Annotated in this window: 16 protein-coding genes and 3 pseudogenes; 13 read left to right on the top strand and 6 right to left on the bottom strand. The window is 71.5% G+C overall.

Going from position 1 to position 14,967, the window contains the following annotated elements; translation table 11 throughout:
* Positions 1-12: 12 nt before the first annotated feature.
* Entirely contained in the window at positions 13-738 is a 726-nt protein-coding gene (locus F1D61_RS01970; protein ID WP_203156292.1) for a CBS domain-containing protein, read from the bottom strand.
* 177 nt (positions 739-915) lie between these two features.
* Between F1D61_RS01970 and F1D61_RS01965 the strand changes: the two genes are divergently transcribed.
* Positions 916-2,886, top strand: coding sequence for a heavy metal translocating P-type ATPase (locus F1D61_RS01965; RefSeq protein ID WP_203156291.1), 1,971 nt, complete (start codon positions 916-918; stop codon positions 2,884-2,886).
* Between the two features lie 39 nt (positions 2,887-2,925).
* Here F1D61_RS01965 and F1D61_RS01960 read toward each other — a convergent pair whose 3' ends face one another.
* Together F1D61_RS01960 and F1D61_RS01955 are read right to left on the bottom strand one after the other, a co-directional pair.
* Positions 2,926-3,135, bottom strand: a complete 210-nt coding sequence (locus F1D61_RS01960; RefSeq protein ID WP_203156290.1) for a hypothetical protein — start codon at positions 3,133-3,135, stop codon at positions 2,926-2,928.
* A gap of 16 nt (positions 3,136-3,151) precedes the next feature.
* Positions 3,152-4,012, bottom strand: coding sequence for a universal stress protein (locus F1D61_RS01955; protein WP_203156289.1), 861 nt, complete (start codon positions 4,010-4,012; stop codon positions 3,152-3,154).
* Positions 4,013-4,330: 318 nt separating this feature from the next.
* Here F1D61_RS01955 and F1D61_RS01950 point away from each other — a divergent pair, with 318 nt between their 5' ends.
* The 5 genes and pseudogenes from F1D61_RS01950 to F1D61_RS01930 all read left to right on the top strand — a co-directional run bounded on the left by F1D61_RS01950 (position 4,331) and on the right by F1D61_RS01930 (position 6,848).
* Positions 4,331-4,717 carry a response regulator transcription factor gene (locus F1D61_RS01950; protein WP_203156288.1) on the top strand — a complete coding sequence of 129 codons (387 nt, stop codon included), beginning with the start codon at positions 4,331-4,333 and terminating at the stop codon, positions 4,715-4,717.
* Between the two features lie 277 nt (positions 4,718-4,994).
* Entirely contained in the window at positions 4,995-5,687 is a 693-nt protein-coding gene (locus F1D61_RS01945) for a helix-turn-helix domain-containing protein (RefSeq protein WP_203156287.1), read from the top strand.
* A gap of 43 nt (positions 5,688-5,730) precedes the next feature.
* Positions 5,731-6,075: an ATPase inhibitor subunit zeta gene (locus F1D61_RS01940; RefSeq protein ID WP_203156286.1), complete on the top strand. Its 345-nt coding sequence runs from the start codon at positions 5,731-5,733 to the stop codon at positions 6,073-6,075.
* A gap of 73 nt (positions 6,076-6,148) precedes the next feature.
* Positions 6,149-6,334 (top strand): annotated as a pseudogene (locus F1D61_RS01935) (BON domain-containing protein); the annotation flags it as partial.
* Positions 6,335-6,371: 37 nt separating this feature from the next.
* Complete coding sequence (locus tag F1D61_RS01930) at positions 6,372-6,848, top strand: hypothetical protein (protein WP_203156285.1); 477 nt, start codon at positions 6,372-6,374, stop codon at positions 6,846-6,848.
* Between the two features lie 494 nt (positions 6,849-7,342).
* Here F1D61_RS01930 and F1D61_RS01925 read toward each other — a convergent pair.
* Positions 7,343-9,951: pseudogene (locus F1D61_RS01925) on the bottom strand (phosphoketolase family protein).
* Positions 9,952-10,095: 144 nt separating this feature from the next.
* Here F1D61_RS01925 and F1D61_RS01920 point away from each other — a divergent pair.
* The 3 genes from F1D61_RS01920 to F1D61_RS01910 are packed head-to-tail and all read left to right on the top strand — an operon-like array spanning position 10,096 to position 12,114.
* A complete protein-coding gene (locus tag F1D61_RS01920) occupies positions 10,096-10,911 on the top strand; it encodes a universal stress protein (protein ID WP_203156284.1) in 816 nt (271 codons plus the stop codon).
* Positions 10,911-11,237 carry a c-type cytochrome gene (locus tag F1D61_RS01915; protein ID WP_203156283.1) on the top strand — a complete coding sequence of 109 codons (327 nt, stop codon included), beginning with the start codon at positions 10,911-10,913 and terminating at the stop codon, positions 11,235-11,237. The genes F1D61_RS01920 and F1D61_RS01915 overlap by 1 nt, the downstream gene beginning before the upstream one ends.
* Positions 11,238-11,253: 16 nt before the next feature.
* Positions 11,254-12,114, top strand: a complete 861-nt coding sequence (locus tag F1D61_RS01910; RefSeq protein WP_203156282.1) for a universal stress protein — start codon at positions 11,254-11,256, stop codon at positions 12,112-12,114.
* A gap of 523 nt (positions 12,115-12,637) precedes the next feature.
* Here F1D61_RS01910 and F1D61_RS01905 read toward each other — a convergent pair.
* Positions 12,638-13,231 (bottom strand): PepSY domain-containing protein, encoded by a 594-nt coding sequence (locus tag F1D61_RS01905; protein ID WP_203156281.1) that lies wholly within the window; start codon positions 13,229-13,231, stop codon positions 12,638-12,640.
* Positions 13,232-13,398: 167 nt separating this feature from the next.
* Between F1D61_RS01905 and F1D61_RS01900 the strand changes: the two are divergent.
* The 4 genes and pseudogenes from F1D61_RS01900 to F1D61_RS01890 form a co-directional block, all read left to right on the top strand.
* Positions 13,399-13,751 (top strand): annotated as a pseudogene (locus tag F1D61_RS01900) (SDR family oxidoreductase); the annotation flags it as partial.
* The gene (locus F1D61_RS35200; RefSeq protein WP_432443334.1) at positions 13,712-13,873 is read left to right on the top strand and encodes a hypothetical protein; all 162 of its coding nucleotides are present in this window, start codon (positions 13,712-13,714) and stop codon (positions 13,871-13,873) included. The pseudogene F1D61_RS01900 and the gene F1D61_RS35200, both read left to right, overlap by 40 nt.
* A gap of 73 nt (positions 13,874-13,946) precedes the next feature.
* Positions 13,947-14,246, top strand: coding sequence for a nucleotidyltransferase family protein (locus F1D61_RS01895; RefSeq protein ID WP_203156280.1), 300 nt, complete (start codon positions 13,947-13,949; stop codon positions 14,244-14,246).
* Entirely contained in the window at positions 14,246-14,617 is a 372-nt protein-coding gene (locus F1D61_RS01890; protein ID WP_203156279.1) for a HepT-like ribonuclease domain-containing protein, read from the top strand. The genes F1D61_RS01895 and F1D61_RS01890 overlap by 1 nt, the downstream gene beginning before the upstream one ends.
* Positions 14,618-14,647: 30 nt before the next feature.
* Here F1D61_RS01890 and F1D61_RS01885 read toward each other — a convergent pair whose 3' ends face one another.
* On the bottom strand, positions 14,648-14,866 hold the full coding sequence (locus tag F1D61_RS01885; RefSeq protein ID WP_203156278.1) for a DUF6894 family protein: 219 nt from the start codon (positions 14,864-14,866) through the stop codon (positions 14,648-14,650).
* Positions 14,867-14,967: the final 101 nt, after the last annotated feature.

The following is a 14,967-nucleotide window of genomic DNA, read 5'->3' as shown; positions in this document are numbered from 1 at the left end:
CTCGAGCGGGCGTCAGAGCATGATCGGGTCGGCGCCCCAGGAGGCGACGAAGGTGTGATCGCGCACCGCGACGACCCCCGGGATGCCCTCCGCCGCGGTCACCAGCGCCCTCGCCTCGGCCTCGTTCGTCACGGGACCCCAGAGATGGACGACGCCGTCGAGCACCGTGACGTTGCCCTCGGCCTTGTCGGTCCAGGGCTGGCGGGCGAGTTCGGCCAGCAGCATGTCGCGGATGCGCCGGTCGGTGAGGGCCCGATCGGTGGTCGGGGCGGGGGAGGCCGGGACCAGGGTCGCGAGCGCCCGCACGAGGTCGCCGCGGGTCACGATCCCGACGAGTCGCTCGCTCCCGTCGGGCTTGGCCTCGACGATCGGGACCCGGCGGATGCGCCGGCGCTCCATCACTTCGACGATCTCGGCGAGGGAGGCGTCGGGGCTGGCAGTCACGACGGAGCGGGCCATCACGTCGCGCGCGAGCTGGCCGTGAGCGCTCCGATAGGCGTTCGCGAGCGTCTCAATCGACGCGAAAGCGTCGATCCAGCGGTTGCGCCGCCGCTCGGTGCCGAGTTCCTCGCGGTGGAGCAGGTCGGCCTCGCTCACGATCCCCACGAGGATCCCGGTCTCGTCCGTGACCGGCACGGCGCCGAACCGCCTCTTGACCAGCAGCCGGGCGATCGCGCCCAGCGGCGTCTCCGGCGTCACCGTGACGACGTCGCGGTGCATGATGTCGCGTGCCAGCATGGAATCCCCCCTCCGTTCGGTCATGCTGATCCTCCGTCCGATGGCGTCGCCCGACATTGATCCTGCTCAAGGATCGATCGCCTCCGCCGCACCGGCCCGCGCTTGATCCAGCGCAAGGCCCCGCTCCTGTCTTCGGTGCGTGTCTGGACGGGCAGAGCCAGGGAGGAGAGGACGGCCATGGAGCACTCACCCGCAACAGGAGGAGCCGTCGGCAAGGCTGACACCGACAAGGTGGCCACCGGCGACGCTCCTGCCAGGAGGCCCACGCTCGCATGGGCGGCGGCCCTGCCGGCCGGGCTCGTGGCGCTGCCGCTCCTCGGCTTGAGCGCCGGTCTCGTGGCCCGAACCCTCGGCCACGCCGATGCCGCCGCCCTGGCCTGGAGCCTCGCCACCCTGGCGGTTCTCGCATTCCTGCTGGTCCAGGTGGCGACGAGCCTGGCGCGGGGCGATGTCGGGCTCGACCTCGTCGCCGTCCTGTCAATGGGTGGGGCGCTCGCCCTGTCGCAACCCCTGGCCGGTGCCGTCATCGCGCTGATGTTCGCCGGCGGCCAGTCGCTGGAGGCCTACGTCGCCGGACGGGCGAGCCGGGCGATGACCGCGCTGATCGCGCGCCAGCCGCGCACCGCCCTTCGTGAGGAGGGGAACGGCGCCGACGCGCCTCGCATGCGGGAGGTTCCCCTGGCGGATCTCGCCCCGGGCGACCGCATCCTGGTGCGGGCCGGCGACGTCCTGCCGGTCGACGGGCGCGTCGCCGCGGGCCGCGCCGTCCTCGACCTGTCGAGCCTCACCGGCGAATCGCTGCCCGCCGCCTTCGCGGCGAACGCGGCGGTGCTCAGCGGCAGCCTCAATGTCGGCCAGGCCTTCACGCTCGTGGCCGAGCGGCGGGCGGACGAGAGCACCTATGCCGGCATCGTGCGCCTCGTCGAGGCGGCGCGGGCGGCGAAAGCCCCTATGGCGCGGCTCGCCGACCGCTACGCGATCGTCTTCCTCCTCGTCACGCTCGTCCTCGCCGGCGGGGCCTGGGCCGCGTCGGGCGATGCCGTGCGGGCGCTGGCCGTGCTGGTGGTGGCGACACCCTGCCCGCTGATCCTGGCGGTGCCGGTCGCCCTGGTCTCGGGCCTGTCGCGGGCGGCGCGGTGCGGGGTCCTCGTCAAGGGCGGGGGCGCGCTCGAAGCCATGGCCAGGGCGGAGATCCTGGTGGTCGACAAGACCGGCACCCTGACCCACGGCCGGGCGCGCCTGAGGGCCGTCGCGGCGCTGCCGCCCTTCGGCGAGGCGGAAGCCCTGCGGCTGGCGGCCTCCCTCGATCAGGCCTCGGCCCACCCGATCGCCCGGGCCCTGGTCGAGGAGGCGAAGGCGCAGGGCTTGAGTCTCGCCTCGCCGTCGGCGGTGACCGAGGTTCCGGGCGACGGCGTGACCGGGCTGGTCGAGGGCCGTCGCGTCGGCGCGGGCGGGCCGCGCCTGATGCGCGCGCAAGGGATCGCCTTTCCGCCCGCCGGATCGGACGTGGACGGGCCGGTCGCGTCGGCCACAATCCTGGTGGCGGTCGACGGCCGGCCGGCGGCGATCCTGTCCTTCGCCGATCCGCTGCGCCGCGACGGGGCCGCCATCCTGGCCTCCTTGAGGGAATGCGGCATCGCCCGGGTGGTGCTCGCGACGGGGGACCGGCGTAACCTCGCCGAGGCGCTCACGGCGGGGCTGCCGATCGATGCGGTCGCCGCCGATCTCGACCCGGCGGACAAGACGAAGGTCGTCCTTGAGGAACGGCGGCGCGGGCCGGTGATGATGGTCGGCGACGGGATCAACGACGCGCCGGCACTCGCGGCGGCGGATCTCGGCGTGGCGTTGGGCGCCCGGGGCGCCGCCGCCGCCGCGGAGGCCGCCGACGTGGTCCTCCTCGTCGACAGCCTGGCGCCGCTGCCGGAGGCCATCCGCATCGCGAAGGCCTCCCGCGCCATCGCGCTCCAGAGCGTGCTCGTCGGGCTCGGGCTCTCGCTTGCCGGGATGGTCGCGGCGGCGCTCGGCGCGCTCACGCCGGTGCAGGGCGCGCTCTTGCAGGAGGCGATCGACGTCGCGGTGATCCTGAACGCCATGCGGGCCCTCGCGGGGCCCGATCGTGGCTCTCGCCCCGGATTGCCGGCGGCCTGATGCCGATCCCGGCGACGAGGCTGGCGACCCGATCGCGGGTTACTCCACGAAGTGCCAGCCGGATCTCAGGGCGTGCAGGTCGCTCTCGTCGAACGGCGCGAGGTCGTCCGCCGCGACCGGCGGGATCGGCGCCTCGTCCTCGGGGGGCGACCGCGTCGGTGCGACGGCGGGCCTGAGCGTCTGCCGAATGGCCTTGCGCCGGCGCGCCGTCCGGACCGATGCCGCAGGGGTCGGGTGCTTCCGGATCATGACGAACCTCCTTGGTTCAATGCGCGAGGAACAGCGGGACCGGCGCGTCCATGAGGAGCGAGCGGGTCACGCCGCCGAAGACGAATTCCCGTGCGCGGGAATGCCGGTAGGCTCCCATCACCATCAGGTCGGCCCGCACCAGGCCGGCATGGCTGCGGAGCGTGTCGGCGATGCTGCCGTTCTGCGGCAGGTCGCTGACCGTGACGGCGGCGCCGTGCCGCGCGAGGTGGCGGGCGAACTCGGCCCCCGGCACCGAGGTCAGCAGGTCGTCCGCGTCGCCGACCGAGACGATCTCGACCGCGTCCGCGGCGCGCAGGAGCGGCAGGGCGTCGTTGGCAGCGCGGGCCGCCTGCAGGCTGCCGTCCCAGGCCACGAGGATCCGCTGCCCGGCGAAGGCCGGGTGCGAGCGCGGCACGGCGAGAACCGGCCGGCCGCTGCCGATCAGCGCCGCCTCGACCGTCTCGCGCGAGAGAATCTCGCCGCGCGGACCGAGGTCGAGGACCGTCAGGTCGTGCAGCCGCGCCTCGGCCGCCAGCCGGTGGACCACCTCGGGATAGGGCAGGCGCGGCGTCTCCCAGGTGCAGACGAGGCCCGCCTGCGCCGCCGCGCCGGCCGCGTTCTCGGCATAGGCCCGGGCCAGGGCGTCGAGGCGGCGGTCGACGACCCCGATGCCCGGGTCGGCGGTCCCCTGGAGCCAGGCGTCGGTTCCGACGAGGCACCACGAGGACGACAGGATCGTCACGTGGGCGCCCGCCGCCTCCGCCAGCGAGAGCCCGTACCCGACGGCCGGGGAGACCCGGTCGCGCTCGTCCTCCACGATGGTGCCGACGAGGATGTCGCGGAAGGCGGCGAGCGGGGAGGGAGCGGGCATCGACATGGATCGTCTCCGGGCTGGGCTCGACGCCATGGTTCGCCCTGCCGGGAACGGGCGGCCTTGATCCAGCTCAAGCGGGCTCACACCCCGTCGAGCAATTGGTCGAGACCGAACGACGAGCGCCGGCCCGGATCCCGGACCGTGGAAATCTGCCGGGCGACGCTGATGGCCGGGACGCAGGCCCCCACCCTCCAGGACCTGATGCGCCGGTCGGTCCTGGCCGGCCTCGCCTGACCCGCTTGAGGCAGGTCAAGGCGGGAAGCCACGCGGCCAGCCACGGTCGTATCTCGCATCCGCGCCTCGATCGACACGGCCGGTCCCATGGTGAGCGCTCCCCCCATTTACGTCGTCGACGACGACCCGGCTGTCCTGCATTCGACCCGCTTCCTGTTCGAGAGCGAAGGGCACCGCGTCGAGACCTTCGCCAGCGGGTTCGAGCTCCTCTCGGTCTTTCCGGGACCCTGTCCGCTCTGCGTGCTCCTCGACCACGTGATGCCGGGGATGGACGGGCTCGAGGTCTGTCGGCGCCTGCGCGACCTCGATGCCCGCGTTCCGGTCATCCTGATCACCGGCCATCCCAACCCGCGCATCCGCATCCGCGCGCGCGAGGCCGGCGTGCCCCTCGTCGACAAGCCGCTCGCCTTCGAGGCGCTCGTCGACCTTCTCGCGGCCTGTCGTCCCGCACCGGCCCCCCGAGGATCGACGTGATCGCGAGCGGTCGTGGCGATCCCGGTTCGCGAACGGCCCTCGTACCCGGCCTGCCCCGGCCGGGCAGGCCGCCGCGGGATTTCGCCAGCGCTGCGGCTCTTCGCGGGGCGGGCCCGGGCGGGCGAGACCCGCTTTCCCCGCTCCGGCCGGAGGCCGCGCCTCTTCGCGCCTCCGTAAGAGCCCTTAAGCAAGTCCGCTTAAGCGACCGACCGGACTGTCTTCAGGACAATAGTCCGGCCACTCTCGCCCTCGTTCCACGCGATGAGGAGCGAAAAAGATGTCGCGAGAGACGGTCCTGCCTCCTGCCTCACGTCCGTTCGCAGGCTCCCGCGCGCCGGTGGCGGCCGGCGACGGCCCCGGCCTCTTCGCCGCCTGCCCCGAACTCATCGGCACTCCTGCGGCCTACGACCGCGAGGAGGAGATCTTCGGCGAGGGCGAGGAGGCCGAGAGCGTCTACCGGGTGATGCAGGGCGCGGTCCGCACCCACAAGGTCCTGAGCGACGGCCGGCGCCAGATCACCGGCTTCCACCTGCCCGGCGACCTGTTCGGCTTCGAGCCGGGCGAGGCCCATCGGCACAGCGCCGAGGCCCTGTCCGGGACCCGGGTCCTGATCTTCAAGCGGCGCCAGGTCGAGCGGATCGCCACCCATCGCGCGGAGGTCGCCTGCCAGCTCTGGAACCTGACGAGCCGTTCCTTACGCCAAGCCCAGGACCACATGCTGCTGCTCGGGCGGCGCTCGGCGCTGGAGCGCGTCGCCGCCTTCCTGCTCGACGTCGACCTGCGGCTGGGTGGGACCGGCACCTTCGACCTGCCGATGACCCGCCGCGACATCGCCGATTACCTCGGGCTGACCATCGAGACCGTGTCACGCACGATCTCCCAGCTGGAAGCCGAGGGGGCACTCCTGCGCACCGGTGGGCGCAAGGTCAGCCTGCGCCGAGGCCGGATGCACCGGCTCGTCGAGGATTGAGCGGCGCAGCCATCAGACGGATGAGATGAGAGGGGAGGTCGTCATGACGACGTTCGACGAACGCGAGCAGGCCTTCGAGCGCCAGTTCGCGCACGAGGAAGACAAGCGCTTCCAGGAGCGCGCCCGGCGCAACCGGCTCCTGGCGCGCTGGGCCTGCGAGCGGATGGCGCTCGGCCCCGACGCGGCTTCGCACTTCACCGATACCTTCGTTGCCCAGACCGTGCCCCTCGACGACGAGGCGCTCCTGGCGCGCCTGGTCGTGGAACTCGCCGCGGCGGGGAGTGACGAGCCGGTCTCCGTGCTGCGCCGGGAGATGCAGCGTTGCGCCGGGCTCGCCCGGGCGGAGAGCCGCGTCGGCCTTGCGCTGGATCAAGGCTCGTCCCCGTAGCTCGTCCAAGGTCTCGAAGAAACTCCGGCGAGCACAGCCGAACTCCCGGGAGCCATGCCAGAGGAGCTTTGCGATGACCGACAAGGATCTGCGCCGCGACGTCCTCGACAAACTCGACTTCGATCCCAGCCTCGACGCGGCCGAGATCGGCGTCGCCGTCTCGGAGGGCGTCGTCACCCTGACCGGCCATGTCGGCAGCGACGCCGAGCAGGTCGCGGCGGAGCGGGCGGCCTGGTCGGTCCCGGGCGTCCGCGCCGTCGACGACCGGACCGTCGCCCTGACCTGAGGAGGCGATCATGGCTCATGGAACGCACGCACCCGGAAGGCGGGCGCAAGACCCCGGCCCCACCGCTTCCGACCCAGGCGCGTCGGCCGAGCTGCACCGTGTGACCCTGACCCTGGCGCGCTGCCCCGGGCATCCCGACGGCAGCGCCGGGCGCGGCTACGACTTCGTCGCCCCGCTCGGGCCGGACGGCCGTCTCGACGCCGCCCTCTGGCGCGAGACTCGCGACTATTGCCGCGTCCGCCGCTTCTGGACCGGCGAGCCGGACCGCCACGGCCGGCTCGTCCATCGGGCGGGCGGGGAGGGCGGGGCGACCTGGCTCATCGACTACGACGACCGCACGACGGACGACGACGAGGCAGGCTACCGCCTTGGGACGCACGCCTTCGTGGTCGGCGAGTACGTCTCGATCCGCGACGCCGGCGGCGGGGATTTTCGCACCTTCATGGTCGCCTACGTGAGCGAGGTAGTGCCGGACCGGGAACCGTAACCGTCCGGCGTTCCCCGTCGCCGGACCTGCGACCCATCACGGCTTTTGGGCTCCGCCGCCATACGGATCAGGCGGGCCTGTGCGCTCCGGTTCGAGCGCGCGGCTCGTCGTTCGAGTCTGCCCGGCGTCGATCCGCGGTGCCACCTCAGCCTCACAAAGCCCGTTTGACCTGATCAACAGTACTCGTACCCACCGCGTCATTCCAGGGCCGCGCAGCGGAGCCCGGAATGACGCGGTGGGTTTGAAATCCTGTTTGCTTGACTCAATCACTTACTCCCACACACGACCTCATCCTGAGGTGTCAGTCGATTGAAAATCGACTGACCTCGAAGGAGGGTTCCAGGGATCGCGAAGACTTCTGGAGCCCTCCTTCGAGGCTCCTTTCAGTCGCACCTCAGGATGAGGTCGCGAGAGGGATGGGAAAAGGTCGTTGCGGCTAAATTTTCGCAAGTCGAATAGGATCTGATATTTATAGAGATCAATCGAGCAGGTTCTTACACCTTCGGCGCTACGGTCCACCCGTCGATCGCATCATCCAAGGCGGATCCGCCCGGCGCCGTCGCTTCGGAATGCCGGTCCCCGATCTCTCCATCCCCCTGCATGATGTCGCCCTCGACCCGGCGCGGATCGACCTGCGCCGAACCATGCCGCTCGGGCCAGGCCCAGTTGCGGATCTCCGGCAGGTCCTCGCCGGTCCGGCAGACATGGGCGTGGTGGGCGGCGAGCGCGTCCCGCAGGGCCTGCTCGGCATGGTCGCCCCGGGTGCCGAGGCGGCGCGGAACGGTGCGCAGGGCCGCCTGCGCGAGGTGGTAGCGGTCGAGCCGGTTCAGCACGCACATGTCGAAGGGCGTCGTCGTGGTGCCCTCCTCGATGAAGCCGTGCACGTGGAGACTGTCGTGGTTCCTGCGCCGGTAGGTCAGCCGGTGGATGAGCCACGGATAGCCGTGATAGGCGAAGATCACCGGGCGGTCGCGGGTGAACAGGCTGTCGAAGGTGGCGTCGTCCAGCCCGTGCGGATGCATCTCGGGCGAGGCCAGCGTCATCAGGTCGACGACGTTGACGACGCGCAGGCGCAGATCCGGCACGTGCCGGCGCAGCCACTCGACCGCCGCCAGGGTCTCCTGGGTCGGCACGTCGCCGGCGCAGGCCATCACCACGTCGGGCTCGACCTCGCCCTCGTTCGAGGCCCACCCCCAGATCCCGGCGCCCGCCGCGCAATGGGCCGCCGCCGCCTCGAGGTCGAGCCATTGCGGGGCCGGCTGCTTGCCGGCCACCACCACGTTGATGCGGTCGTGCGTGCGCAGGCAATGGTCCATGACGCAGAGCAGGGTGTTGGCGTCCGGCGGCAGGTAGATGCGGGCGGTGTCGCCGCGCTTGTTGGCGAGGAAGTCGATGAAGCCCGGATCCTGGTGGCTGAAGCCGTTGTGGTCCTGGCGCCAGACGTGGGACGACAACAGGATGTTGAGCGAGGGCACCGGCCGGCGCCAGGGCAGGGCGCGCGACCCCTTGAGCCACTTGGCGTGCTGGTTCACCATCGAATCGACCACGTGCACGAAGGCCTCGTAGGTCGCGAACAGGCCGTGGCGGCCGGTCAGGACGTAGCCCTCGAGCCAGCCCTCACAGAGATGCTCGCTCAGGACTTCCATCACCCGGCCGTCCCGGCTCAGGTGATCGTCGCCCGGCTGGATCGGGCCCTGCCAGGCGCGGCCCGTGACGGAAAACACCGCGTCGAGGCGGTTCGAGGCGGTCTCGTCGGGGCCCATGATGCGGAAGTTGCCGGCCTCCCGGTTCAGCACCAGGATCTCGCGGAGGTAGGCGCCGAGCGCGCGCGTCGCCTCCGCCGTCACGCGGCCCGGCGCCGGCACCTCGACCGCGAGGGGGCCAGGTCCGGCAGGCGCAGGGGCCGCGACCCGTGACCGTTGGCGTGCGGGTTGGCCGAGAGGCGCCGCTTCCCCGTCGGCGGCAGTCCTGCGAGATCCGCGGCAAGCGCGCCGTCGGCCGTGAACAGCTCCTCCGGACGGTAGGAGCGCATCCAGCCCTCCAGGATCGCGAGGTGCTCCGGGTTCTCGCGCACCGACGCGACCGGGACCTGATGCGCGCGCCACGTCCCCTCGACCGGCTTGCCGTCGACCGTTCGCGGCCCGGTCCAGCCCTTCGGGCTCTGCAGCACGATCATCGGCCAGCGTGGGCGTTCCGTCTCGCCGCGCCGCGCCCGCTCGCGGATCGCCGCGATGGCGTCCAGCGCGCCGTCGAGGGCGGCCGCCATCGCCTGGTGCATCGGGCCGGGCAAGGGAGGGGATTCTTGCCCCTCGACGAAGACCGGAGCGTAGCCGTAGCCGACGAGCAGGCTCTCCAGTTCGTCCCGTTCCAATCGGGCGAGCAGCGTCGGGTTGGCGATCTTGTAGCCGTTGAGGTGCAGGATCGGCAGGACCGTGCCGTCGCGCAGGGGATCGAGGAACTTGTTGGAGTGCCAGGAGGCGGCGAGCGGGCCCGTCTCCGCCTCGCCGTCGCCGATGACGCAGGCGACGGTCAGGCCAGGATTGTCGAGGGCGGCGCCGAAGGCGTGAGCGAGCGCATAGCCGAGTTCCCCGCCCTCGTGGATCGAGCCCGGCAGCTCCGGCGAGGCGTGGCTCGGGATGCCGCCCGGGAACGAGAACTGCCGGAACAGGCGCGCCATCCCGTCGGCGTCGCGCGAGACGTCCGGATAGATCTCGCCGTAGGTTCCCTCGAGCCAGGCATTCGCGACGAGGCCGGGAGCGCCGTGGCCGGGACCCCAGACCGCCATCATGTCGAGGTCGCGCTCGCGGATCACCCGGTTCAGGTGGGCGTAGATGAAGTTCAATCCCGGCGTGGTGCCCCAATGCCCGAGGAGCCGCGGCTTGACGTGCTGGGGCGCCAGCGTCCGGCGCAGCAGCTGGTTATCCATCAGGTAGATCTGCCCGACCGACAGGTAGTTGGCGGCGCGCCAATAGGCGTCGATCTCGCGCAAGCCTTGCGGCCCGAGCGGACCGGGCACGAAGGCGAGGCCGTGCTCTTGGGCGAGGCCGGTCCCGTCGTTTCGTTCGTCGCCGGGCCGCGCCGCGCCCGCGCTCGTCTCCCGCATGTCCGCCTCCCGATGCCGCAGATCTCGGGCGAGCCTGCCGGCGGGGCGCGATCCCGTCCTTGAGGTGCATCAAAGCGCCGGACCCGGCCGCGCGGGAGAGTGATCCCGACACGAACGATCACGCTCCGGCACGGAAAGACGGTCATGACGCTCTCCTCCATCCTGGTGTCCGTCGATCTCGGGCCCAACGCCGCGGATCGCATCCAGCTCGCGGCCGGGCTCGCCGCGGCGCATGCCGCGCGGCTCGTCGGCGTCGCCGCCTGCCCGGTCCCCGTCGTCGTTCCGGCCCGCGACGGGACCGTGGCCAAGGACGTCTACGACGCCGAGGAGGAGCGGGCCCGCGAGCGGCTGGCGGCCGCCGAGGCGCTGTTCGAGCGCGAGGCCGGATCCGTGACGAAGCGCGCCTGGCGCAGCAGCCTGTCCACGCCCCTGTCCACCACCGCCGAACAGGCCCGCGCCGCCGATCTCGTGATCGTCGGGCGGCACGGGCCCGGCGACGGGGATCCGGGGCCGATGGGCGTCGCCCCCGGTGCCCTGCTGATGGAGGCCGGCCGCCCCGTCCTGGTGGTGCCCCCGGGCCTGGAGCGCCTCGTGCCCAAGCGGGTGGTGATCGCCTGGAAGGACACGCGCGAGGCCCGTCGCGCCGTCCACGACGCCCTGCCGCTCATCGCCGGCGCCGAGCGGGTCTGCGTCGTCGCCGCGGGGCCGGACGCGCATCACGGGGGCGCGGAGGCGACGGCCCGGTACCTGTCCGGGCACGGCCTCGCCGCCACCACCCATCTGCTGCCGCACCCGACCCTGTCGGTGGCGGACGAGGTGCTGCGCTTCGGCGAACGCGAAGGCGCGGACCTGCTGGTGATGGGAGCCTACGGCCATTCGCGCCTGCGCGAATGGGTGTTCGGCGGCGTCACCCGCGACGTCCTGCGCACGACCCCCTTCTGCTGCCTGATGAGCCACTGATGCGCGCCCGCTTCCTCCTCGCGGCGGGCGCCGCCGCGCTCCTGTCCCCGTCGATCCCCGCCCGGGCCTGGGACCGGCAGGTCGAGCAGGGCCGGACGCTGGCCCGCGCGCATTGCGCCCGCTGCCACGCCGTCGGGCGCTCGGGCGTCAGCCCGCTCCCCGCCGCGCCGCCGTTCCGGGACCTGTACGCCCGCTATCCCGTCGAGGATCTGGCGGAGGCCCTCACCGAGGGCATCCGCACCGGCCATCCGAGCATGCCCGAGTTCCGGTTCGACCCGGACCAGGCGCAGTCCCTCATCGTCTACCTCGAGTCCCTCGAACGTTGAGCCGGAGGATCGTTCCATGTTCCTGCGCTGCCTCCTCGTCCCGACCGCACCCGGCCTCGACCCGACCCGCCGGCTCGACGCCGCCTTGCGCCTCGGCCGGCGCCTCCACGCCCATATCGGTGTCGGCTTCATCGCCCCGGGACCGGAGAATGTGCTGGCGGCGCTGGCCGGCACGGCGCCGGTGAGCAGCGCCACCATCGCGGCCATCAAGGAGGGGACGCGCGCCGCCGCCGCCGAGGGCAAGGCGGCGCTCCAGGCCTGGTGCGCGCGCGAGGGCGTGCCGTTCATGCCCGCAGTCGAGCGGCTGGACGCCACCTTCGCCACCTGGACCGAGTGGTCGGGCGAGGTCGAGCGCATGCTGACGCTGGCCGGCCGGGTCGCCGACCTCGTGATCGTCGACCGGCCCGATCCCGCACAGCCCTTCACCGGCCGGGCTCTCGACACCGCGCTGTTCTCGGTCGGGCGGCCCGCCCTGATGGTGGGCGAGGTCGTTCCCCACGACCTCCTGGCGCACGTGGTGATCGCCTGGAACGGCAGCCTGGAGGGAACCCGCCTCGTCGCCCAGTCGATCGCGCTGCTGCACGCGGCGAGCCGGGTCACGGTGGTGCAGGCGCGCACCGACCGCGCCGAGGAGGCGAGAGCCGCGGACCTGTGCGCCTATCTGCGCTGGCACGGCATCGTGGCCCATGCGAACAATCTGACGGTCGGGGAGGGGGTATCGGTGGGCGCCGCCATCCTCGATGCCGCCGGGAGGATGGACGCCACCCTGCTGGCGCTCGGCGCCTATACCCACAGCCGGGTGCGCGAGTTCCTGCTCGGCGGCGTCACCCGCCAGGTGATCGAGACCGCGCGCATGCCGGTGCTGATGGCCCATTGAGGCCGGCGGCATCGGTGTCCCGATCCGGCGTCGTGCAGCGTCGGCGGCCGTGGCCGTCGGCGACGCATCCGCGATGCGGGATCAGCGGCGGCGCCTCTTCCTCGCCGCCGTCGCGTGCGAGACCTGACGCAGCCTGCGCCATTGGCGCGGTATGCTTGCGGCATGTTCCAGTCGGCGTGGCTCGCGCACGATCCGAATGCCGCAACTCCAGGCAGACCAGCCACGCTGGTCGATGTCGTGGAACGCAGGGCTGACGGCTACGGAAGCGTCGGTACCCGCTGACGCAATCGGGTAGGATTTCGCCCGTCAGTTCCGTGGGACAAGCACAGGATTTATCGGCGGGCCCATCGGTGAGGAGGTGGCGTATTGGCGAAGCATCTCCTCGCCCTCCTCAGATCACACGGCGACAGCGACGGGGAAAAGTTCCTCCCCTCTCCCGATCGGGAGAGGGGAGGGTGCCGCTTCCTTTCACCGGTCAGCCCTGCTCAGCGAGGGAAAACCGCCGAAAGAATCGTCGCCGACCTCAATCCTTCATCACCTGCCCGTCCGGCCCGACCTTCACTTCCTGCTCCTTGTCCGCCAGCGCCACCTTGATCTCGTAGGCGACCGCCGAGCCCTCGCGCTCGACCTCGGCCTCGTAGGCCTTGCCGCCGCCGGCCTGCTTCTCGGCGATGGCGAGGGCGTCCTTCAGCGAGACCTTCGCGTTGTTGAAGTCGGCGACCTTCAGGCGGGTGAAGTAGCGCTCGATCGGCTGGTTCTCGCTCTTGTAGAGCGCACCGGTCTCGGCGTTGATGCCGTGCTCGACCAGCTTGCCGTCCGGATAGACGACCTTGATCGCCCAATGGGTCGGGTTCTTGCCGTCGGCCTTCTCGAAATCGGCGTCGATGGCGCGGCCGTTGCCGTCCTTCTTCTCGGCGGTCGCGATGGCGTCGGCCAGGCTGATCTTGGCGAGCTTGGCGGCCTGCCACTCCTTCATGTCCTTCATGTCGCTCGTCGCGACGGGGGCGGCAGGGGCCGTGCCCGGAGCGGTCGGAGCGGTCGGGGCCGTGGTCTGGGCGAGGGCGAGGCCGGTGGTGAGGGCGAGGACACCGGCAGTGGCGAGGAAGCGGGTCAGCATCGTGGTCTCCGTGGGCGTGTGAGGCCGCCAATCAGGACACCGGAAACGCCGATCTTCCGACTTGGTTGCCCATTGGGCAGCATGCTCACGCATGAGGCGGGGTCCGGGTCGGAGCGCACATACTCCCTGCCAGTTATCAGGGCATCACCGGGCCCAGGAGCCCGCCGATCACCGATTGTCCGGAGCCCCCGTTCGAGCGCCAGACCCTGATTCCGATGCCGGGCCGCGACGCCGAGAGGGACCCCCGGCCCGATGACGGCGAGACGCGCGACAAGGGCTCGGGTCGGTTGGCCGGCCGCACGGCGATCGTCACGGGTGGCGACAGCGGCATCGGCAAGGCGGTGGCGCTCGCCTTCGCCCGCGAGGGCGCCGACGTGCTGATTGCCTATGACGACGAGCACGACGATGCCCGCGAGGCGGCCCGGCTGGCCGAATCCGCCGGCCGTCGCTGGTTCCCGGCGACATCAAGGACCCGGCCCATTGCCGCGCCATCGTCGAGAAGGCGGTGGCGGCGTTCGGGCGGGGAAGCGCCCCGGCCAGCCGGTCGAACTCAGTCCGGTCTACGTGATGCTGGCGAGCGAGGAGGTGAGCTACGTCTCGGGCACCACCGTGGCGGTGACCGGCGGCAAGCCGATGATCTGATGGCTGGGCCGGTCGCATCCTGATAGACTCGTGCCGGTTCCTCCCGGGGCCTGCCGATCTGGAGGATGCTGCGATGGACCGCGACGAAGCCCTCGCTCACCTGAAGGCGATCGAGCCTGATCTGCGGGCCCTCGGCGTGGGCGGCCTGTCGATCTACGGCTCGGTCGCCCGCGACGAAGCCCGGCCGGATTCGGACCTCGACATCCTTGTCGAGCCCGGCAGCGACACGTTCTACGACCTGCGCAACTACATGGGCGCCTATGAGCGGCTGGCGGCGGCCTTTCCGGGCCTCGCGATCGGCTACTCGACGCGTGCCGGGCTCTCGGCACATCTCCGCGCGCGGGTGGACCGCGAAGCGGTGCGGGTGTTCTGATGGCAGCGAGCCGAAACCCGCTGCTTCGACTGGAGCATGTTCGGGATGAAATTCGCGCGCTCACCACGGCAACAGCCGGTGTCAGCCGTGAGTCTTTCCTGGAATCCTATGTTTTGCGACGCACCACCGAACACGCGGTTCTGATCATCTCCGAAGCCGTCAAGTCCGTTCCGATCGAGTTGACGGATCGTCATCCGGGGCCGCCCTGGGCTGACATTCGCGGCATCGGCAACATCCTGCGGCACGACTATTACGCTGTTGATCCCCTCGTTCTGTGGAATATCCTGACGGTGCATCTCCCGATCCTGGCACCCGTCATCGACAGGATGATTGCCGATATCCAGAACCTGACCGGCCGAGATCAGGGGTGACGGGTTGGCCATTACCCCATCGTCACCCTGTTACTGCGCCGCCAGCGACACCCGGAACACCGTCCGCCCGGTCTCGTCGCGGACGTTCATGGCGAGGATCGCGCCCGCCGACCGGGCCGGATCGAGGGCGCAGGAGCGCAGGGCCTGCACGGCCTCGGCATGGGCGGCGCCGGCATCGGTGAGCACCACCCCGATCGTGTCGCGGGCATCCCAGGTTCCGGCATCGAGATCGAAGAAGTAGCGGTGCATGGCACATCCTCCCTGCTCACCCCGGTCTCGCCGGGCCCGACGACCTGCGCCTTAACGCAAGCTAAACCTTATACGCAAAGATCGGGCCGCTTCCGCACGAG

Origin of the sequence: Methylobacterium aquaticum (genome assembly GCF_016804325.1) — a bacterium.
GTDB classification, from domain to species: Bacteria; Pseudomonadota; Alphaproteobacteria; order Rhizobiales; family Beijerinckiaceae; genus Methylobacterium; species Methylobacterium aquaticum_C.
This window is presented reverse-complemented; position numbering and strand designations above follow the sequence as displayed.

Bases quoted from the DNA above. Each gene is read 5' to 3' on its own strand.
- F1D61_RS01930 (WP_203156285.1), top strand. From the start codon at position 6,372: ATGGCTCATGGAACGCACGCACCCGGAAGGCGGGCGCAAGACCCCGGC.
- F1D61_RS01910 (WP_203156282.1), top strand. From the start codon at position 11,254: ATGTTCCTGCGCTGCCTCCTCGTCCCGACCGCACCCGGCCTCGACCCG.
- F1D61_RS01970 (WP_203156292.1), bottom strand. From the start codon at position 738: ATGCTGGCACGCGACATCATGCACCGCGACGTCGTCACGGTGACGCCG.
- F1D61_RS01945 (WP_203156287.1), top strand. From the start codon at position 4,995: ATGTCGCGAGAGACGGTCCTGCCTCCTGCCTCACGTCCGTTCGCAGGC.
- F1D61_RS01915 (WP_203156283.1), top strand. From the start codon at position 10,911: ATGCGCGCCCGCTTCCTCCTCGCGGCGGGCGCCGCCGCGCTCCTGTCC.
- F1D61_RS01895 (WP_203156280.1), top strand. From the start codon at position 13,947: ATGGACCGCGACGAAGCCCTCGCTCACCTGAAGGCGATCGAGCCTGAT.
- F1D61_RS01940 (WP_203156286.1), top strand. From the start codon at position 5,731: ATGACGACGTTCGACGAACGCGAGCAGGCCTTCGAGCGCCAGTTCGCG.
- F1D61_RS01965 (WP_203156291.1), top strand. From the start codon at position 916: ATGGAGCACTCACCCGCAACAGGAGGAGCCGTCGGCAAGGCTGACACC.
- F1D61_RS01890 (WP_203156279.1), top strand. From the start codon at position 14,246: ATGGCAGCGAGCCGAAACCCGCTGCTTCGACTGGAGCATGTTCGGGAT.
- F1D61_RS01905 (WP_203156281.1), bottom strand. From the start codon at position 13,231: ATGCTGACCCGCTTCCTCGCCACTGCCGGTGTCCTCGCCCTCACCACC.
- F1D61_RS01950 (WP_203156288.1), top strand. From the start codon at position 4,331: ATGGTGAGCGCTCCCCCCATTTACGTCGTCGACGACGACCCGGCTGTC.
- F1D61_RS01955 (WP_203156289.1), bottom strand. From the start codon at position 4,012: ATGTCGATGCCCGCTCCCTCCCCGCTCGCCGCCTTCCGCGACATCCTC.
- F1D61_RS01960 (WP_203156290.1), bottom strand. From the start codon at position 3,135: ATGATCCGGAAGCACCCGACCCCTGCGGCATCGGTCCGGACGGCGCGC.
- F1D61_RS01885 (WP_203156278.1), bottom strand. From the start codon at position 14,866: ATGCACCGCTACTTCTTCGATCTCGATGCCGGAACCTGGGATGCCCGC.
- F1D61_RS01920 (WP_203156284.1), top strand. From the start codon at position 10,096: ATGACGCTCTCCTCCATCCTGGTGTCCGTCGATCTCGGGCCCAACGCC.